This window comes from Nocardia sp. NPDC127579, assembly GCF_042672005.1.
GTDB lineage: Bacteria > Actinomycetota > Actinomycetes > Mycobacteriales > Mycobacteriaceae > Nocardia.
Map to the genome: position 1 here is coordinate 225,019 of NZ_JBHXVZ010000009.1, position 16,940 is coordinate 241,958.

13 protein-coding genes and 1 pseudogene are annotated in these 16,940 nt (G+C 68.0%); 9 read left to right on the top strand and 5 right to left on the bottom strand.

Annotation, left to right across the window (positions count from 1 at the left end):
* The first annotated feature begins 5 nt into the window (after positions 1-5).
* Genes ACFVMC_RS28010 through ACFVMC_RS28020 form a run of 3 tightly spaced genes read left to right on the top strand, consistent with a single transcriptional unit; the run spans position 6 to position 3,848 of the window.
* Positions 6-1,232 carry an MFS transporter gene (locus ACFVMC_RS28010; protein ID WP_379215120.1) on the top strand — a complete coding sequence of 409 codons (1,227 nt, stop codon included), beginning with the start codon at positions 6-8 and terminating at the stop codon, positions 1,230-1,232.
* Between the two features lie 21 nt (positions 1,233-1,253).
* On the top strand, positions 1,254-2,129 hold the full coding sequence (gene aroF, locus ACFVMC_RS28015; RefSeq protein WP_379215121.1) for a 3-deoxy-7-phosphoheptulonate synthase: 876 nt from the start codon (positions 1,254-1,256) through the stop codon (positions 2,127-2,129).
* Positions 2,130-2,144: 15 nt separating this feature from the next.
* Positions 2,145-3,848 (top strand): NAD(P)/FAD-dependent oxidoreductase, encoded by a 1,704-nt coding sequence (locus tag ACFVMC_RS28020; protein WP_379215122.1) that lies wholly within the window; start codon positions 2,145-2,147, stop codon positions 3,846-3,848.
* 9 nt (positions 3,849-3,857) lie between these two features.
* On the opposite strand, the gene ACFVMC_RS28025 is transcribed toward ACFVMC_RS28020, so the two are convergent.
* The 4 genes from ACFVMC_RS28025 to ACFVMC_RS28040 form a co-directional block, all read right to left on the bottom strand.
* Positions 3,858-4,532 carry a flavodoxin family protein gene (locus ACFVMC_RS28025; RefSeq protein WP_379215124.1) on the bottom strand — a complete coding sequence of 225 codons (675 nt, stop codon included), beginning with the start codon at positions 4,530-4,532 and terminating at the stop codon, positions 3,858-3,860.
* Positions 4,529-5,122, bottom strand: coding sequence for an anthranilate synthase component II (locus tag ACFVMC_RS28030; protein ID WP_379215126.1), 594 nt, complete (start codon positions 5,120-5,122; stop codon positions 4,529-4,531). Before ACFVMC_RS28030 ends, ACFVMC_RS28025 begins: the two co-directional genes overlap by 4 nt.
* Positions 5,119-6,567 carry an anthranilate synthase component I family protein gene (locus tag ACFVMC_RS28035; RefSeq protein WP_379215127.1) on the bottom strand — a complete coding sequence of 483 codons (1,449 nt, stop codon included), beginning with the start codon at positions 6,565-6,567 and terminating at the stop codon, positions 5,119-5,121. The genes ACFVMC_RS28030 and ACFVMC_RS28035 overlap by 4 nt, the downstream gene beginning before the upstream one ends.
* 83 nt (positions 6,568-6,650) lie before the next feature.
* Complete coding sequence (locus ACFVMC_RS28040) at positions 6,651-9,074, bottom strand: beta-glucosidase (RefSeq protein WP_379215129.1); 2,424 nt, start codon at positions 9,072-9,074, stop codon at positions 6,651-6,653.
* Between the two features lie 186 nt (positions 9,075-9,260).
* Between ACFVMC_RS28040 and ACFVMC_RS28045 the strand changes: the two genes are divergently transcribed.
* The 6 genes from ACFVMC_RS28045 to ACFVMC_RS28070 all read left to right on the top strand — a co-directional run bounded on the left by ACFVMC_RS28045 (position 9,261) and on the right by ACFVMC_RS28070 (position 16,514).
* Complete coding sequence (locus ACFVMC_RS28045; protein WP_379215131.1) at positions 9,261-10,631, top strand: phenylacetate--CoA ligase family protein; 1,371 nt, start codon at positions 9,261-9,263, stop codon at positions 10,629-10,631.
* Positions 10,632-10,652: 21 nt separating this feature from the next.
* A complete protein-coding gene (locus ACFVMC_RS28050) occupies positions 10,653-12,071 on the top strand; it encodes a cytochrome P450 (RefSeq protein ID WP_379215133.1) in 1,419 nt (472 codons plus the stop codon).
* Position 12,072: 1 nt separating this feature from the next.
* Positions 12,073-13,323 (top strand): glycosyltransferase, encoded by a 1,251-nt coding sequence (locus ACFVMC_RS28055; protein WP_379215135.1) that lies wholly within the window; start codon positions 12,073-12,075, stop codon positions 13,321-13,323.
* Positions 13,314-14,339 carry a glycosyltransferase family 2 protein gene (locus ACFVMC_RS28060; protein WP_379215137.1) on the top strand — a complete coding sequence of 342 codons (1,026 nt, stop codon included), beginning with the start codon at positions 13,314-13,316 and terminating at the stop codon, positions 14,337-14,339. The genes ACFVMC_RS28055 and ACFVMC_RS28060 overlap by 10 nt, the downstream gene beginning before the upstream one ends.
* Positions 14,339-14,983: a response regulator gene (locus ACFVMC_RS28065; RefSeq protein ID WP_379215139.1), complete on the top strand. Its 645-nt coding sequence runs from the start codon at positions 14,339-14,341 to the stop codon at positions 14,981-14,983. Before ACFVMC_RS28060 ends, ACFVMC_RS28065 begins: the two co-directional genes overlap by 1 nt.
* 475 nt (positions 14,984-15,458) lie before the next feature.
* Positions 15,459-16,514 carry a sensor histidine kinase gene (locus ACFVMC_RS28070; RefSeq protein WP_379215141.1) on the top strand — a complete coding sequence of 352 codons (1,056 nt, stop codon included), beginning with the start codon at positions 15,459-15,461 and terminating at the stop codon, positions 16,512-16,514.
* Between the two features lie 86 nt (positions 16,515-16,600).
* On the opposite strand, the pseudogene ACFVMC_RS28075 reads toward ACFVMC_RS28070, so the two are convergent.
* A pseudogene (locus tag ACFVMC_RS28075) lies at positions 16,601-16,759 on the bottom strand (transposase).
* Between the last annotated feature and the right edge of the window lie 181 nt (positions 16,760-16,940).

Genomic DNA, 16,940 nt, shown 5'->3' on the forward strand with positions numbered 1-16,940 from the left:
TTTTCGTGGATTCCGAAACCGGCCGGGCCCTGCTGCCCCTGCCGATTCTGCCGGTCCTCGCGGTCGGCGCCTTCGCCGTCGGCACCGACACCTTCGTGGTGGCCGGGGTCCTGCCGAGCGTCGCCGCGTCGCTGGAGATCAGCATCGCCACCGCCGGGTGGATCAGCTCGTTGTTCGCCCTGGTCTATGCCGTGATGGCCCCGGTGCTGGGTGCGCTCACCGGTCGCATGGACCGCCGCAAGGTCATGCTGATCTCGCTGCTCGGATTCGGTGTGGGCAATATCGCGTCCGCGTGCGCGCCCACCATCGGCACACTGCTGGCGGCGCGGGCGCTGACCGCCCTGTGCGCGGCGCTCTACATTCCGACCGCGTCCGCGGTCGCGGCGGCGCTGACCCCGCCGGAGCGGCGTGCCCGGGCGATGTCCGTTGTGCTGGGCGGCATTTCGGTGGCCACCGTGGCGGGCGTGCCGTTCGGCACCTGGCTGGCCGCCGACCTGGACTGGCGGGCCACCTTCGCCGTGGTGGCCGGGATCGGGCTGCTGTGCGCGGCTCTGCTCGCGCTGTGCCTGCCCGCGCTGTCGCTGCCCGCCGCGCCCGGATTGGCGGCTCGGCTCGCACCCGCCCGCGATCCGCGCGTATTCGCCGCGGTAGCGACCACCTTCCTGATCCTGACCGGCGGCTACACGGCGCTGACCTACGTGGGGGCGGTGTTCGGAGAGTCGACGGACGGCAACGGCACGACCCTCGCGTTCCTGCTGCTGATCTTCGGTGTGGCCGGAGTCTGCGGCACGGTGCTCGCCGGGCGGGGCACCGATCGTTTCGGCGCGGCCCCGGTGCTGTTGCTCGCGATCGCCGGTCTGTTCGTCGTCCTGGCGACGCTGTCGATCACCCGGGCCCACCTCGGCCTGGCCGCGGCGGCCCTGGCCCTGTGGGGTCTGGCCGGTATGGCGAGTCAACCGCCGCAACAACATCGGCTCTTCGGCATCGCGCCGCAGGCGGGACCGCTGCTGCTCTCGCTGAACTCGGCCGCCACCTTCGCCGGTATCGCCCTGGGCGGCGCGATCGGCAATCGGGTGCTCGAGCAGGTGGACACCGACAGCCTCGACACGCTCGGGTGGGCCGGCGCGGCCATCGTGGCGCTGTCGGTGATCCCGGCCGTGCTGGCCGGCCGCCGGCCCGCGACAGTCGGGGTGAGTACCGGCCCCGGTGCGAAAACCCCTGTAAATCCCTGACAATCGGCCAGAGAGACGAGAATGGCAACCACCTATCCGCTGGTAGCTCGACAGCCCCGCGCGCCACGCGCGTCCGTTTCGATCGGGGACAGCTCGATCGGACCGGACACCACGACCTTGATCGCGGGGCCCTGCGCGGTGGAGACGCCGGAGCAGACTCTGCGTGCGGCGCGGATGGCGCAAGCGGCGGGCGCCACGGTGTTACGGGGCGGCGCCTACAAACCGCGAACCTCCCCCTACGCGTTCCAGGGGCTCGGCGAGCGTGGCCTCGCGATCCTGACCGAGGTGGCGGCCGAGACCGGCCTGCCCCTGGTGACCGAGGTCGTGGACGCGCGCGACGCGGAACTCGTCGCCGCGCATGCCGACATGCTCCAGATCGGCGCCCGCAACATGCAGAACTTCGGGCTGCTCACCGCGGTCGGCAAGATCGGCAAACCCGTGCTGCTCAAGCGTGGGATGAGCGCGACGATCGAGGAGTGGCTGCTGGCCGCCGAGTACATCGCCAAGCAGGGCACGATCGATATCGTGCTGTGCGAGCGCGGGATTCGCACCTACGAACCCGCCTATCGCAACACGCTGGATATCGCGGCGGTGCCCACCGTGCAGCGGCTGTCGCAGCTGCCCGTGCTCGTCGACCCGTCGCATTCCGGGGGCCGCCGTGATCTCGTGCTGCCGCTGACCAGGGCCGCGCTCGCCGCCGGCGCGGACGGGGTGCTCGTCGACGTGCACCCCGACCCCGAGGCCGCGCTCTGCGACGGTCCGCAGGCGCTGCGCCCCGGCGATCTCGAGGGGTTGCAGAACGCGATGCGTGACATGGCCTTCGTCATGAACCGCCGCATTCCGGTGCCGGAGCCCGAGCAGCGGTTCCGCACCGATATCGAATCCGCTACGCACTGAATAGGTTCGGACTATATGAATTTCGATGTGATCGTCCTCGGTTCGGGAGTCGCCGGATCCGCCATCGCGGCCATTCTCGCCAAACACGGTGTGTCGACCGTGCTGATCGACAGGGCCGAGCATCCGCGATTCGCGCTCGGCGAATCCATGATCCCCGGCACGTCCTATCTCTTGCGAATCATGGCCGATCGCTACGGAATTCCGGAGTTCGACGCCATGAGCACCTTCTTGAAACTGCGCCGCAACGTCACATCCTCCTCCGGGATCAAACGCAATTTCTCGTTCGTCCACCACGACCCCGACCGGCCTTTCGACCCGGCGGAGTCGACCATGCTGGTGGTGCCGCACTACCCGCACGGTCCCGAGGCACATCTGTACCGGCAGGACATCGACGCCTACCTGTACCGCGTCGCGGTGAAGTACGGCGCGGAAGTGCTACAGAACACCGCGGTGACCGAGGTGGCGGCGAACAGCGACGGCGTGCGGGTCGAGCTCGGGTCCGGGCAGGTGATCGACGGAAAGTATCTCCTGGACTGCACCGGTGCTTTCTCGCTGGTCGCCAAGACCTTCGGGTTGCGCGAGACGCCGACGCGCATGCGGACCAACTCGAGCTGCGTCTTCACCCACATGGTCGGTGTGCGGCCGTTCGACGCGCTGTATCCGGCCGAGCGGCACGGACTTCCGCAGGCGCTGGCGCAGGGCACGCTGCACCACATCTTCGACGGCGGGTGGCTGTGGGTCATCCCGTTCGACAACTACGACGCCGCGACCAACGACGCGTGCAGCGTGGGCCTGCATCTCGATCAGCGGGGCGAGTCGAGCTTCGATCAGTCGCAGCCTCCGGAGCAGGTCTTCGCCGAGTTCCTCGACCGGTTCCCGGAGATCAAGGATCAGTTCACCCACGCGCGGCCGGTCCGCCCCTGGGTGCGGATTCCGCGCACGCAGTATTCGTCCACCCGGATCCTGGGGGACCGGTACTGCCTGGTCGGGCAGGCCGCCGGTGCGGTCGACGCGCTGTTCTCGCGTGGTCTCTACATCACCATGGAGGCGGTGAACGCGCTCGGCTACCGGCTGATCGAGGCGGTGCGCGCCGACGATTTCGACCCGGCCCGTTTCGCCGAGGTCGAGCGGCTCACCCAGGGGCTGCTCGATGCGCACGACCGTGTCGTGCACGGTTCCTACATCGCCTTCCGGTCCTTCGAGCTCTGGAACGCCTGGTACCGGGTCTGGGCGCTGGGGGGATCGTTCAGCTCGCTGCGATTCCGGCAGGCGCACCTCAAGTACAGCCTGTCCGGCGATCGCGGACATCTGGACGCGCTGGATACCCATCCGTTCGTCGGCACGATCTGCGCCGACCTACCCGCGTATCAGGACCTGTTCCATACCGCCTACGACATCATGCTGTCGGTCGAACAGGGTGAGATCGACACCGACAAGGCGGTGTCGATGCTGTACGCGCTCTACGAGGGCAAGGATTGGATTCCGCCGATCTACCAGCTGTCGGACCCACAGCGGCGCTACCCCTCCCGGGCCGACTACCGATCGACCGTCGAGTCGATCATGTGGGGCTATGCCGAGGCGCCGGAGGACATTCGACGGCTCTATTTCGACTTTCCGGCCGCTCCGCTGTTCCTCGGCATTCGCGACGCGGAAGCCGCGGAGCAGCACTGGCTTTCGACGCTGGGCGAGGCCGCGGCCTATCCGGGCGGCGAGCGCTGATCTTGCCGGTCAGCGCCGCGGCGCGGCCCGTTCGTTGTGCGGCAGCGAGGTCAACCGCTGCCGCACCTCCTCGGGCCCGGAGTGCGGCACCAGCAGCACACTGAGCAGATCGATCATCCGCTCCAGGGTCAGCACCGCGGCGGTCATGCCTTCGCTGTCCGCGCTCGCCTCGCCCCCGAATTGACCGTGCACGAAGGCCGGAAATCCGCTGCCCGCCACGATCATTCGATTGAGCAGCACATTGTCGAGCAACTGGCCGTACACCCGGTCGTGGCTGTAGCGACGGCCCGTCACCACCACACCCGCGACCTTGTCGGCCAGCGGTCGCGTGAAGCGCAGGTACCCGACGCCCGCGCGCTCGATGAAGGCTTGCATCAGCGCGGACATGCCGAATCCATAAACCGGTGTCGCGTAGACGACGCCGTCGTGGCGCTGCACGCGCTCGAGGATTGCCGGCACGTCGTCGACCTGGGCGCAGGGCGTGTCGCGGGTATTGCAGTCACCGCAGCGTCCGCACAGCCCGATGACGTGTTCGGACAGGTTGATGATCTCGAAGCCGACACCACGCGCGGCGGCTGCCGCCGCCAGCGCCGTCAGTACCTGACCGGTGAGCCCGTTCGGGCGCTCCGATCCGTTGATGCCGACGATGGAAGCCCACCGTGGTGGTGCATCGGTCTCTTTCATCGCACCGGCTCCGTGACGGTCGCGGCGGACGTCGAGAGGAAATTGCCGAGCATCGCCATGCCCGACTCCGTCGTGATGCTCTCGGGATGGAACTGCACGCCCTCGATCGGCCAGTGCCGGTGCCGCAGGCCCATGACGTATCCGTCATCGATCGAGGTCGCCGTCACCACGAGGTCGTCGGGCAGGGGGTCGGCGACGATCAGCGAGTGATACCGGGTCACTGTCGTCGGCAGCTCCAGACCACGGAAGACCCCGTCGCCGTCGTGTTCGATCCGGCTGCTCTTGCCGTGCATCAGGTGCGCGGCCAGGGAGATCTGCCCGCCGAAGGCGAGTCCGATGGCCTGATGGCCCAGGCAGACACCCAGCAGCGGGGTACGCCCGGCGAAGGACCGGACGATCTCCACATGCCCCGACACCGCGGGATGCCCGGGGCCCGGGCCGAGCACGATCGCGTCGGGAGCCAGCTCTTCCAGTTCGGCCGGAGTGCGCGAATGCGACCGGACGACAATCGTTTCCACGTCGAGCGCGCGCAGGTACTGGTCGATGATGTGGACGAAGCTGTCGTAGGCGTCGACAAGCAGGACTCTCACCGCAGTAGCTCCTCACCGGTGAGTGCCCAGTAGGCGGCACTCATCTTCGCCAGGGTTTCCCGCCATTCGGCGGGTGGACTGGAGTCGGCCACGATGCCCGCCGACGCCTGGGTCCGGTAGGTCCCGTCCCGATGGATGATGGTGCGGATGCACAGCGCCAGCGTCGACTGACCTCGGATATCGATCAAACCCACCGCGCCGGAATAGATCCCGCGACCGGCGCCCTCGATCTCGTCGATGATCTGCATCGCGCGCAGTTTGGGCGCGCCGGTCATGGTGCCCGCCGGAAAGGTCGCGCACAGCACCGCCCAGACATCGATACCCGGGCTCACCCGGGCCGAGATCGTGGACACCAGATGGTGCACGTAGGCGAACGGCTCGACATCCATCATGTCCTCGACCGCGAGCGTCCCGGGTACACAGACCCGGCCGATGTCGTTGCGGCACAAATCGACCAGCATCACATGCTCGGCCTGCTCCTTGGGGTCCTCGCGCAGCGCCGCGACCCGGAGCCGGTCCGCGGCCGCATCGGCCGCGCGGGCCGCGGTACCGGCGATCGGCCGCATGATCACCCGGTCGTCCTCCAGTCGCAGGAACAGCTCCGGGCTCGCTCCGATCACCGTGCGTCCGGCCCAGGGCAGCAGGTACATGTAGGGCGACGGATTGCGGTGACGCAGCCGCCGATACACCTGTCGCGGCGTGAGCGTGGAGTCCACCTCGATCGCGTGACCTATCTGGATCTGATAGATGTCGCCGACCCGGATGTGCTCCAGGCACTGCTCGGCCCAGGCGATGAACTGCGATTCCCCGACGTGCGAGCGCACCGCGTCCGGGGTCCGGGGCGCCGGGACGGTGTCGTCGCGGGCCGATTCCGGAAGTGCGCCTTCGTGTCCCGGCAGATGCGGGCCGGACGCTGCCAGATGACTTGCCGCCGCGGCGGACAGGTCGTACCAGGCGGTGTGCTGGAACAGTGACATCGTGCACCGTGGCACGTCGCGTTCGATCCGCAGCGGGTCGAGTTCGTCCATGTCCCAGGCCGATTCGTAGGCGAAGGTGGCCAGGAAGCCGAAGGCGAACCGGTCGGCGGGTAGGTCGGTGGTCAGGTCGAATGCCTGCTGCAGGGCCCGCAGCACGGCCCACACCTGGGTGCTGTCGCGCACCGGCCACGCCTCGTCGGCCCGCGGACCGAGCACGCCGGTGATCACCGCCGAGAGCGAAACTCCCAGTGGCCCCGCTGCTTCGAGATGGACACGGTCGGCGAAGATCTGGAGATCCGCCAGCCGCCCCCACCCGACGGTCGCCGTCCGGCAGTCCTGCGCGGGGCCGGCCAGGCTTTCGAACAGGAAGACATCGCCGTCGGGCCGCACGGCCGACAGCGCCTCGTAGAGATCCAGTGCCTCACCTCCCGGAAGCTCCGTACGAACCACCGTGACCGGGATGCGCATATCAACTCTCCTGACTCGTGATCCTCAACGTAACCGGCACCCCCGCGCGTGGGCCATGCACCGAACGGCCATCCGCCATGCCGCTAAAGTGACATGGGCACAGCATCTTTCGGATGATCCGGCGGTGCGCCGACCCGTGCCGTGAGCGGTAGCTCGGCGACCGAGGTGCCGACGTGCAGGGTGAATTCGCCCGGCTCGACGACCCACCCCTGCTCGGTCCAGTGCTCGAACGATCGCCGCGGCAATTCGAGGACTGCCTCGACGGTCGCACCGGGGTCGGCCTCGACCGCGGCGAAGCCGGCCAGCCAGCGCATCGGCCGGTCCACCGCGCTGTCCGCGCGCGACAGATACGCCTGCACCACCTGACGACCTCGGCGCGCACCGGTATTGCGCACGGCGACCGCGGCCGTGCGGCCGGTGACGGTCAGCTCGCCGAGCGCCCAGCTGGTGTAGCCGAGACCGTGCCCGAATGGATAAGCCGGTGCCACACCGGCTTTCAGCCACGCCCGGTAGCCGATGTGTATGCCTTCGGCGTAGCGGAGCGAATGGTCGGCCGCGGGCCGGGTGTTCAGCACCGGCACGTCCGCGATGACGACCGGCCAGGTAGTGGGCAACCGGCCGCCGGGCTCGGCGACACCGGTCAGCACATCGGTCAGGGCCGCACCGAACTCCTGACCGGGGAACCAGGCCAGCAGGACCGCGGCGACGTCGTCGCGCCACGGCAACTCCACGGGCGCGCCGGAATTCACCACCACCACGGTGCGCGGATTCACGGCCGCGACCGCCGCCACCAGGTCGTCCTGGCGGCCGGGCAGGCGTAGCTCGGTGCGGTCGTAGCCCTCGGATTCGATCTGCTCGGTGGTGCCGACGACGACCACCGCGATCTCACTGGCGCGCGCCAATTCGACTGCGGCGCAGAACTCTTCGTCCGGATCGCGGCGTGGGCGGCCGATCGCGAAGGTCAGTCCCGCCGGGGGCAGGCCCTGGGTGCTCGCCGTGCTCAGTGTGATGCGCACGTCCACCTCGGCGCCCGCGGCGAGTGTGCGGCTCACCCAGCGTTGCGGCGGATGCAACAGCATCTCGACCGGATCTCCGCCCTCCGGCGACACGGTCTCCGCCCGGACGGTCTCGCCGTCGAGATCCAGGCGCAGCGCACCGATTCCGGCGAACCCGATTCGCCACACACCGGCGATGTCGGCCCGCAACCGCCCGCGCAGTTCGATCGTCCTCGACCGTCGGGCGTGCGAGTTGCCGAACAGCATGAGCCGGCCCGAGCCGCGGTGCTCGGTGGCGAGGACGGTGTCACCGTCCAGGTAGCGCAGGGACAGTCCCGCCGTGCCGGTCAGGGGATCGGTGACCAGGTCGATCGGTACCGGGGTGAGCCGATCGTCGTGATGTACGCCGGGCGTGTGCACCACCGGCAGCACCGCCGACAGGCTTTCCAGCGGTGTGCTGGTGTGGCCGGGAACGACGGTGGCGCTGCCGCCGCCCATGAAGCGCGGTGCGTCCGCGGCGGGCCCGACGACCGCGACTCGGGTCGGCCCGCGCAGGGGCAGCGTCCCGTCGTTGGCCACGAGCACCATGGCCCGTGCGGCTGCGGCGCGCATCAGCCCGCGCACCGCGGGCTCGCTGAAAGACGGTGTGGGCCTGCTTGTTCCGTGCAACGCGCCGACGCGGAGCCCGAATCGCAGAATGCGGCGGACCTTCTCGTCGATCGCCGACTCCGGCACCGTGCCATCGCGGACTGCCGCCAGCAGTGGCGCGCCCCAGAGCTCGGCCGGTCCGGGCATGGCGATATCGGTGCCGCCGACCGCTCCGGCGGTGGAACGTACCGCGGTCCAATCCGACACCACCACGCCGTCGTAACCCCACTCGCCCTTCAAAGGCTCATCCAGCAGTGGGTTCTCGGTCATCGTGACGCCGTTGACGGCGTTGTAGGAGTTCATGATCAGCCACGCGCCCGCCCGCACCGCCCGCTCGAACGGGTAGAGATACACCTCGCGCAGCGTGCGCTCGTCGGCGCGGACATCGGCGGTGTAACGGTCGGTCTCGGAGTCGTTGGCCACGAAGTGCTTGGGGCAGGCGCTCACGCCGTGCGCCTGGACCGCGCGTACATAGGCGGCGGCCAGTTCGCCGGTGAGCATCGGATCCTCGGAGAAGCACTCGAAATGCCTGCCGCCGAGCGGGGATCGGTGCAGATTGATCGTCGGTCCGAGGACCGCGCACACTCCCTTGCGCCGCGCCTCGGCGGCGATCAGCGCGCCGATGTCGGTGAGCAGCCCGCGATCCCAGGTGGCCGCGAGCGCGGTGCCGGACGGCAGGCTGACCGACGGGTCACGTTCGTCCCAGTGTTCTCCGCGCACCCCCGAGGGGCCGTCGGACACCGGCATTTCGGCGAGACCGATAGTGGTGTCGCCCGCGAAACGAAAGAAACCGGAGCCGGAGACGAGCCGCACCTTGGCGGCCGGATCGAGTCGGGCGAGCAGTTCCTCGATGCTGTCGTTCATCCAGTCCACCTGTCGGGAAACGAAATACAGTCGAGCAAATCGCGCGCGCCGTCGCCATATCACTTTGGTGACATGGCCTCCGCTGGTTCGGCTGGATACGTTGAACGAGTTTCAGGAGGGAATCAGTAGATAATGTGGCTGCCGACGGATCCGAAGTACAAAGATTTCGTTGACCGATATTTCTCGATGAACGCGAGTTACCTCGCGGGCGCCCTGAGCGACCACGACTATCGGGTCTGGGCAACCGATCAGCTGCGCCGTGTACTCGCGCTGGCCCAGAATGGCTCGCCGTTCTACGCCGCGCGCCTGGCGGGGATCGACCCGGCGACCTTCGAGCTGAGCGAGCTCGAGCAGCTGCCGTTCACGACCAAAGACGATCTGCGCGAGCAGATGCTGGACATGCTCAGCCGCGACCTCGACGACGCCTGCTTCTTCTACGAGACCACCGGCACCACCGGCCCGGCCACGCCGTGCCCGCGCGACGCCCGCGAGGTGCTGGCGAGCAACGCACACCTGACCGAATCCTGGCGCAATATCTTCGGCCGCCACTTCCCCGGCCGACGGCCGCGGATCGGTGCGATGGTGCCGACCGAGGTGCACTCCAGCGGCGACACCCTGGGCGACGTGGCGCGCAACCTGGACTCGATGATCGTCAAGATCTGGCCCTACTCGCCGGTGATCGGCTACAAGAAGGCACTCGAGCTGATGCACCGGCTGGAGTTGGATGTCATCTTCTGCGTGCCGAGCGTGGCGATGACGCTGGCGCGCGCGGCCCACTTCTACGGCTACGACCCGGCCAAGGACTTCGCGGCGCAGGTCTTCCTGGTCACCGGCGAGCTGTGCACCCCGGCGCTGGCGCGGCAGATCGACCAGGCATGGAATGTCACCACCTACAACGCACTGTACGGCGCGCAGGAAAGCCTGATCATCTCCTCCGCCTGCGCCAACGGGCGGATGCACCTGGCGCGGCCCAACTACATCCACGAACTTCGCGACCCGGAGACCGGCGCGCTGAGCGGGCCTTACGGCACGGGGGAGCTGGTCGTCACGATGCTGATCGAGGGCAGCAAGCCGCTGATCCGCTACCGGACCGGCGATGTCGTCGAGATCGGCGCGAACGACTGCGGCTGCGGTATCGTCGGCCCGCTGATCCGGATCAACGGGCGCATTCGCGACCAGGTTCAGCTGGGCGCCAACCGGTTCCGGGCCTGGCGTCTGGAGGAGGCGGTGCTCCGGCACGTCGAGGCATGCCTCGGCTATCAGGTCGAGATCGAGCGGGACGAGCACGGTCGGGATCGGCTGCGCGTGCGCCTGGACGCCGTGGACCAGCCGTCCGTGGCGGCCGGACGCGCCGACTCGGAGCGACTGGCACGTCTGATCGGGGCCGAGCTCGGGGTGCCGGTCGGTGTGGAGTGGGTGACCGAACTGGATCCGGTTACCACCACCGGGGCCTTCGTCAGCTGGAAGGCGGCCAAGCTCAAAGACCTACGGGCCGAACCGGATCGCGAGGATCAGGCGGCGGCGCTGCTGGCGGTCAACCGTGACTACCGCACCTAGCCCGCCGGGATCCGAGGTCCGATGATCGCACAGCTACCGGGACCGGCGCCGGCGCGAATCGGTGGCCGACGCGTCAATCGCCATCGCTACCAGCAGGATCCGATCGCCTACACCTCCCGGCTGTACCACCGCTACGGGCCGGTGGCCGGGCTGGTGCGCGGTGATCGGCAGCAGGTCTTCGCGTTCGGCGCGCAGCACAATCGCGCGGTGCTGCTGGACGCCGACACCTTCCACACGGTGCTGGAGTACCTCACCCCGGAGCCGATCAAGCGCGCGCGGCGGGGTATCGGACTGCTCGAGATGAACGGGCCGCGGCATCGGCGCAGCCGCCGGATGCTGGCCCCGGCGTTCCACCCGCGGGTACTGGCGGGTTACCGGGACGACATCGTCACCATGACCGACGCCCAGCTGTCCACCTGGCGGGTCGGCGCACAGCTCGACCTCGTCGACCAGATGCGCCGGCTGACCCTGCGGATCGCCTGCCGCACCCTGTTCGGCCTGGATATCGCCGACCGGTCCGGACGGGTCGGGCAGTTGGTCGCCGATATGCTCGCGCTGCCGTTCTTCGCCCCGGCGGTGGCCTGGTTCCCCTACGACCTGCCCGGCACGCCGTATCGCAGTTTGCTGCGCACCGTGCGCGCACTCGACGCCGAACTCCAGCGGATGATCGACCGGCGTCGCGCGGGCGCGGGCGGCGACCTGCTCGGTCTGCTGCTGGCGCTGCGCGACGAGCGGGGCGACCCGATGCCCGACGACGAAATCGTCGGACAGCTCAACACTCTCATCGTCGCCGGGCACGAGACGTCCTCGAACAGCCTGGCGTGGGCGCTGTTGCTGCTGGCACAGCATCCCGACGTGCTCGACGCGCTGGCCGCCGAGCTGGCCGGCACGCTGGGCGGCGCGGTGCCGACGGTCGCCGATCTGGAGCGGCTGCCGGTGCTGGACGCCGTGGTGAAGGAGACCCTGCGGCTGTTGCCGCCGGGGCCCAACACCTCGCGAATCACCACCGCTGCAACCGAACTCGGCGGGTATTCGCTCGCCGCCGGAACCGTGGTGGTGACCAGCAAGTACGTCACGCATCGCGATCCGGCGCTGTACCCGGAGCCGTCCCGGTTCCGGCCGCAGCGCTGGCTGGACGGCCTGACGCCGAACACCGTGGAGTACCTCCCGTTCGGATTCGGCCCGCACGTCTGCATCGGAGCCGTGCTGGCCCGGCTGGAGATGCGGCTGATCCTGGCCATGGTGGTGCCGCGATTTCGGCTGGCGATCGGGCCGGGCGCGACGATCTCGCGTCGGGTCGGGCTCATGATGGCCCCGCGCGCGGGCATACCGGCGACGGTGCTCGGCCCCGAGCGCACGCCGCCCGCGCACCCGGTGCGCGGCAATATCCACGACATGGTCGATCTCGGTGTCGGCCACTGGGATCGGTTCGGTTGGTGAAGTGAGGACAGGTGACATGGCGGCGGTCGATCCGGCTCGGATTTTGGTGGTGGCGTTCAGCAGGAGCAGCCTCGGGCATCTGATGCGCTCGATCGCGGTCGCCGAGGAACTGCTCCGGCGCGGTCACGAGGTGCTGTTCGCGTGCGCGGCGGAGACGGTGCACATCCCGCGCGGGATCGGGCTGCGGTGTGCGACGGTGCACGAGATCGGCCCGGTGCCGCCGTGGACCCAGGTCAAGGGCGAGGAGGGGTTGCGGCAGATGGCGCGCGGGCGGCTGGCCAGCGCGGACTACCTGCGCGCCTGCCTGGACGACGAGTGCCGCCTGATCGATGAATTCCGCCCGGACCTGGTGGTTTCCGATATGCGCAGCACCGCGGGCGTGGCCGCGTCGATGGCCGGGGTGCCGTCGGTGTCCATCCACAACGCCCGCCTGTTCGTCTTCCCGATGAGCATCGTGCAGCCGATGATCATCGAAAAACTGCGGGAGATGGGTATCGCGGGGGAGCACGTGGACAAGCTGCTCGGTGACGTGGTCGCGATCCCGGACTACGCGGCGCTCGAACCGCAGTCGGTGATCCCCGCCCATATCGCCGAGTTCATGCATTCGACGCTGCGCGAGATCCGTTACGTCGGACCGCTGCTGCGCCGCGCTCCGGCGGAGCTGCCCGGGGTGGCAACCCTGCGCGCCGAGCTCGAATTGGGGGGCGGCCCACAGGTGCTGATCACCTTCGGCGGCTCTTCGTCGGGACGGGAATTCCTGCCGCGCGCACTCGAGGCACTGACCGGCACGCTCGCGCACTTCACCGTGATCACCGGGCCGAATGTGTCGGTCGATGACATCACGCCGCTGGCGGACAAGCTCGTAGCCGCAGGAGCGCGGGTCACCGTGCACGAATTCAGCGACCACTCCATGGAATTGATCAAGGCGGTGGATGTCGCCGTGATCCACGGCGGGCACGGCACGACGATGGAGGCCATTCTCTGCGGCACCCCGGTGATCTGCATCCCGCACAATGGCGAACAGCACGAGAATGCTTCGCGCAGTGTGCGATTGGGTACCGGCGTGATCATCGAGCACGACGAGATCGAGACGGCGTTGCCGCGGCGTCTGGACGAAATGCTGTATGGCGGCTACGCCGCGCGGGCCGCCGAGGTCGCCGCCGGGTTCGACGGTGTGTCCGGGGTGGAGCAGTTCGCCGCCTATGTCGAACAGCACATGCTGCCGTTCAAGGGGGCGGTCTCGTGCGAGTGAGCCTCGTCGTCCCGACCTACGACAAGTCGCGCTATCTCGACTACACGCTGGCATCGCTGGTACATCAGCGTTTTCGTGACTTCGAGGTCATCGTGGTCGACGACGGCGGCGGCGACGGCGCCGAGCAGGTGGTCGACCGATACCGGGAGCACTACGCGCTGACCTACCTGCGGCAGGACAACGGCGGCCGATCCGCGGCACGGAACCTGGGGCTGGCGCACGCGACGGGTGAGCTGATCGTCTTCAACGACGACGACCGCATCGCACATCCGGATCTGCTGGCCGAGCACGTGCGATTCGCGCGCGAGCACCCCGACGCCGTCGCGATCGGCTGGAAGCGGCGCGTGCTGACGCTGTGGGAGCCGGGTCGGCTCCCGACCGCCGAACGTGACCTGCTCACCCTGGCCGCCCGCGACCCGGAACTCCTGTCCCGTATGGAGGCAGGCGGTTTCGCGCTGATCACGCCGCAGGCGCTGCTCGACGATTTCGCCGCGGCCGTGGCCGTCATCGACCTCGGCGACGAGGAGGACAACTATCACGCGGTGCTCGAACGCTTCGGCCCGGAGCTGGCCGGCTTCCGCTTCGGCTGGGCCCTGGGCACCACGGCCAACCTGGCGGTGCGCGCCGAGATGCTGGCCGCGGTCGGTCATTTCGACGAGTCCTTTCGCGGCTGGGGCATGGAGGACACGGAGCTGAGCTATCGCCTGCACGCGGCCGGTGCGCGCTTCGCGGTGCACCCGGCCGCGATCAATTACCACCAGGTGCACCCGATCGGCGCCGATTCGCTGCCGCGCGATCAGCGCCGCCGCCGTGCCGAACTCCTCGCGAACCTGCGCGAGTTCTGCCGCAAACATCCGAGCGCCGACGCCTATCTGTTCTGGCGGCGCTGGACCTACGCGGTGACCATCAACGACGCCAACGACGTGCTGGACGACCTGGAGAAGCTGGACGCGCACGGTGGTTCCAGCCTGCGCGCCGAGCTGGAGCGGTTGTACCGGGATCTGCTCGACGCCTGATGGCCGGTCCGCGTATCTCGATCGTGGTGATCGATGACCACACGCTGTTGCGCGCGGCGCTGTGCGAGATGATCGCGCTCGAAACCGATCTCGCGGTGGTCGCCGAGGTCGGCGACGGCGCCTCCGGCGTCGGGATGGCGGCTCGGCTGCGGCCCGATGTGGTGGTGCTCGATGTCGAGATGCCCGGCGAGTCGGTGCGGGACAACATCGGGCGATTGCGCGCGGCGAGCCCGCGGAGCCGAATTCTGATTGTGACCATGCACCAGGACATGCGGCTGATTCAGGAATTGGCGGGCCTGGGAATTGCTGGCTACTTGCACAAGAGCGCCAGTCGTGAATCGCTGCTGTCGACGATTCGAGCCGTCGCCGCCGAGGCGGCCGGGGCGGTGCCGGTGATCTCCGGACAGCGGTTGCTGGTCGCTCCGGATACCCGAATGCGGTCCTGTCTGACCGCCCGCGAGATACAGGTTCTCGACCACGCCGCCGATGCCATGAGCAACCGCCAGATCGGTGTGTTGCTGGGTATTTCAGAGGGAACGGTCAAACGGCATATGCGCAGTGTCTTCGATAAACTCGGCGCGGTCTCCCGGCTCGACGCGGTGAACCGAGCGGTCGCCGCGAAGGTCATTCGAGCACGTTCCTGAGAGTGAAACGATCAGCATAAGAATGCCAAAGCATTCTGGGCTCGGTAGGCATCGGAGGCGTGCCCGAATGGTATGCCACTATCCGGCCGAAGTGGCCCTATCGTCGATGTCGGACGCCTCGCCTCGGTGTGCGAGGCTCGTTGGGCCCGGCTGGCCAGCGGGCGAGCAATGCCACAGCATAGTTGACCGGAATCGCATATCCTGGACTGCGGCAATCCACTCCTGGGAAGGACGAGACTCATGCAGGAGGCGCAAGTGGATGACTGGTCCGCTTCGACCGAAGGGCTCGATGAATTTCCCGGAGACTGTGGGCTTGCGTTGTACGGCGTTGTGTGGCAAAGGGCCGGGAGTTCACCGTTTTTCGGCTTGACGAGACGGACGGCTTCCGGGTTGGATTCGAGGCAGCAGGATCGCGGGCAGGGTTGGGGCAGCATTTCTCACCGCGGTGGCCTAATCACCTGGAGGGGGGAAGATCGTGACTGATCTTGTCAATCCTGAGATGGTCGGCGGAATCGTCAATCGGAGTACGCAAATTCTGGACCGTTACCGACAGGGTCTGGAAGATGTCGGCAGCCCGCTGGTCGCCGTCCAGTCGATATGGGAAGAATGCGCCGAGCAGGCCAGGCAAATAATTTCCGATTGCGCGAAATCCATGGAGCTCGGCCAGGTGATCCAGGGCCGGAACCTCGATCTCATCAAAACTATGGCCGCGGGCCGGGCCGATCGTGGAATCCGCCCGGACTGCTCGGTCGTGGCGGCCGGGATTCTGTTCGAGATCATGGTCGACGAGATCAATCGGGCATTCGAATCCGAGGCCGGCCACGCCGGCCGCTTGGAGCCGGTACTGATTACCTTGGGGCGCGCGCTGTTTCGGCGCCTGGAGGCGGGAGCCTCCGGTTACGATTCCTTTCTGCTGGGACAACTCGGCGAGATCAACGACTCGGCCCGCCACCGGCTGGCCCGCGATCTGCACGACCGGCTCGGCAACGAACTCGGCCTGTCCATGCGCCAGCTCGAACTGTATGCCGCCGAGAATCCCAGTGGCGGGCGCGATGTCCAGCCCGTCATCGCCACCCTGTCCAATGCGATCGATCGGATTTCCGCGATCATCACCGATCTTCGGCTCCGGGAAGAACTACAGAGCCTGGAAACAGCGTTGCAGGCGTTCGTTTCGGTGATGCGGTCGCAGACCCCGGCCGTCGACATCATGGTCAACGGCGCGGAGTACTGGGTCGACCGCGATGTCCTGGACGAGTTGTTCCTGATCCTGCGCGAGTGCCTGCGCAATGTGTATCTGCACGCCCGCGCCGAACGCGCGGCGGTGGTCGTGAACATCGCACCGCACGAGATCAGTGCGATAGTCGCCGACGACGGCACGGGATTCGATCCGGCCGTCGTCGAGCGCAGCAATGGAATCCAGTCGATGACCGAGCGCGCGGAGTTGCTGTCGGGATCGGTGACCATCTCGTCCACGCTGAACCGCGGTACCCGGGTGCGCATCTGGATCCCGATCCAGGAGACGCGCGGCTGAGCGCTACCGGGTGTGGGCCAGTGCGCCAGGCTTCAGCCCGGTGGTGAAGGCCCACGCGGGAGGGCCGCCGAGGCCCGACCGTGTCTTCAGACGGGACGTTCCTGCTGTTCGATGTACTGCCGTAGAACCGCGATCGGGGCTCCGCCGACCGATCCGGCGAAGTACGAGCCGGACCACAGGCGTTACGCACGCCAGTAGTGTTCGACCAGGTCCGGGAACTCTTGGCGTATCCTGCGCGAGGACACTCCCTTCAGGGAGCTGGCCAGCCGTGACAGGGCGACCTTGGGTGGAAGTCCACCAGCAGGTGGACATGGTTGTTATCGCCGTTGAATCTGCCTGTCCTGATCGACTGATATTCGGTCATGAACCAATGATGGGATCGACAGGTGCAGCTTCGATACAACTACCGCCTCTACCCCACGGCGG

What these genes read in the sequence shown, in the direction of transcription:
- aroF (WP_379215121.1), top strand. Translation starts at nt 1,254, where the DNA reads ATGGCAACCACCTATCCGCTGGTAGCTCGACAGCCCCGCGCGCCACGC.
- ACFVMC_RS28020 (WP_379215122.1), top strand. Translation starts at nt 2,145, where the DNA reads ATGAATTTCGATGTGATCGTCCTCGGTTCGGGAGTCGCCGGATCCGCC.
- ACFVMC_RS28025 (WP_379215124.1), bottom strand. Translation starts at nt 4,532, where the DNA reads ATGAAAGAGACCGATGCACCACCACGGTGGGCTTCCATCGTCGGCATC.
- ACFVMC_RS28035 (WP_379215127.1), bottom strand. Translation starts at nt 6,567, where the DNA reads ATGCGCATCCCGGTCACGGTGGTTCGTACGGAGCTTCCGGGAGGTGAG.
- ACFVMC_RS28040 (WP_379215129.1), bottom strand. Translation starts at nt 9,074, where the DNA reads ATGAACGACAGCATCGAGGAACTGCTCGCCCGACTCGATCCGGCCGCC.
- ACFVMC_RS28045 (WP_379215131.1), top strand. Translation starts at nt 9,261, where the DNA reads ATGAACGCGAGTTACCTCGCGGGCGCCCTGAGCGACCACGACTATCGG.
- ACFVMC_RS28050 (WP_379215133.1), top strand. Translation starts at nt 10,653, where the DNA reads ATGATCGCACAGCTACCGGGACCGGCGCCGGCGCGAATCGGTGGCCGA.
- ACFVMC_RS28065 (WP_379215139.1), top strand. Translation starts at nt 14,339, where the DNA reads ATGGCCGGTCCGCGTATCTCGATCGTGGTGATCGATGACCACACGCTG.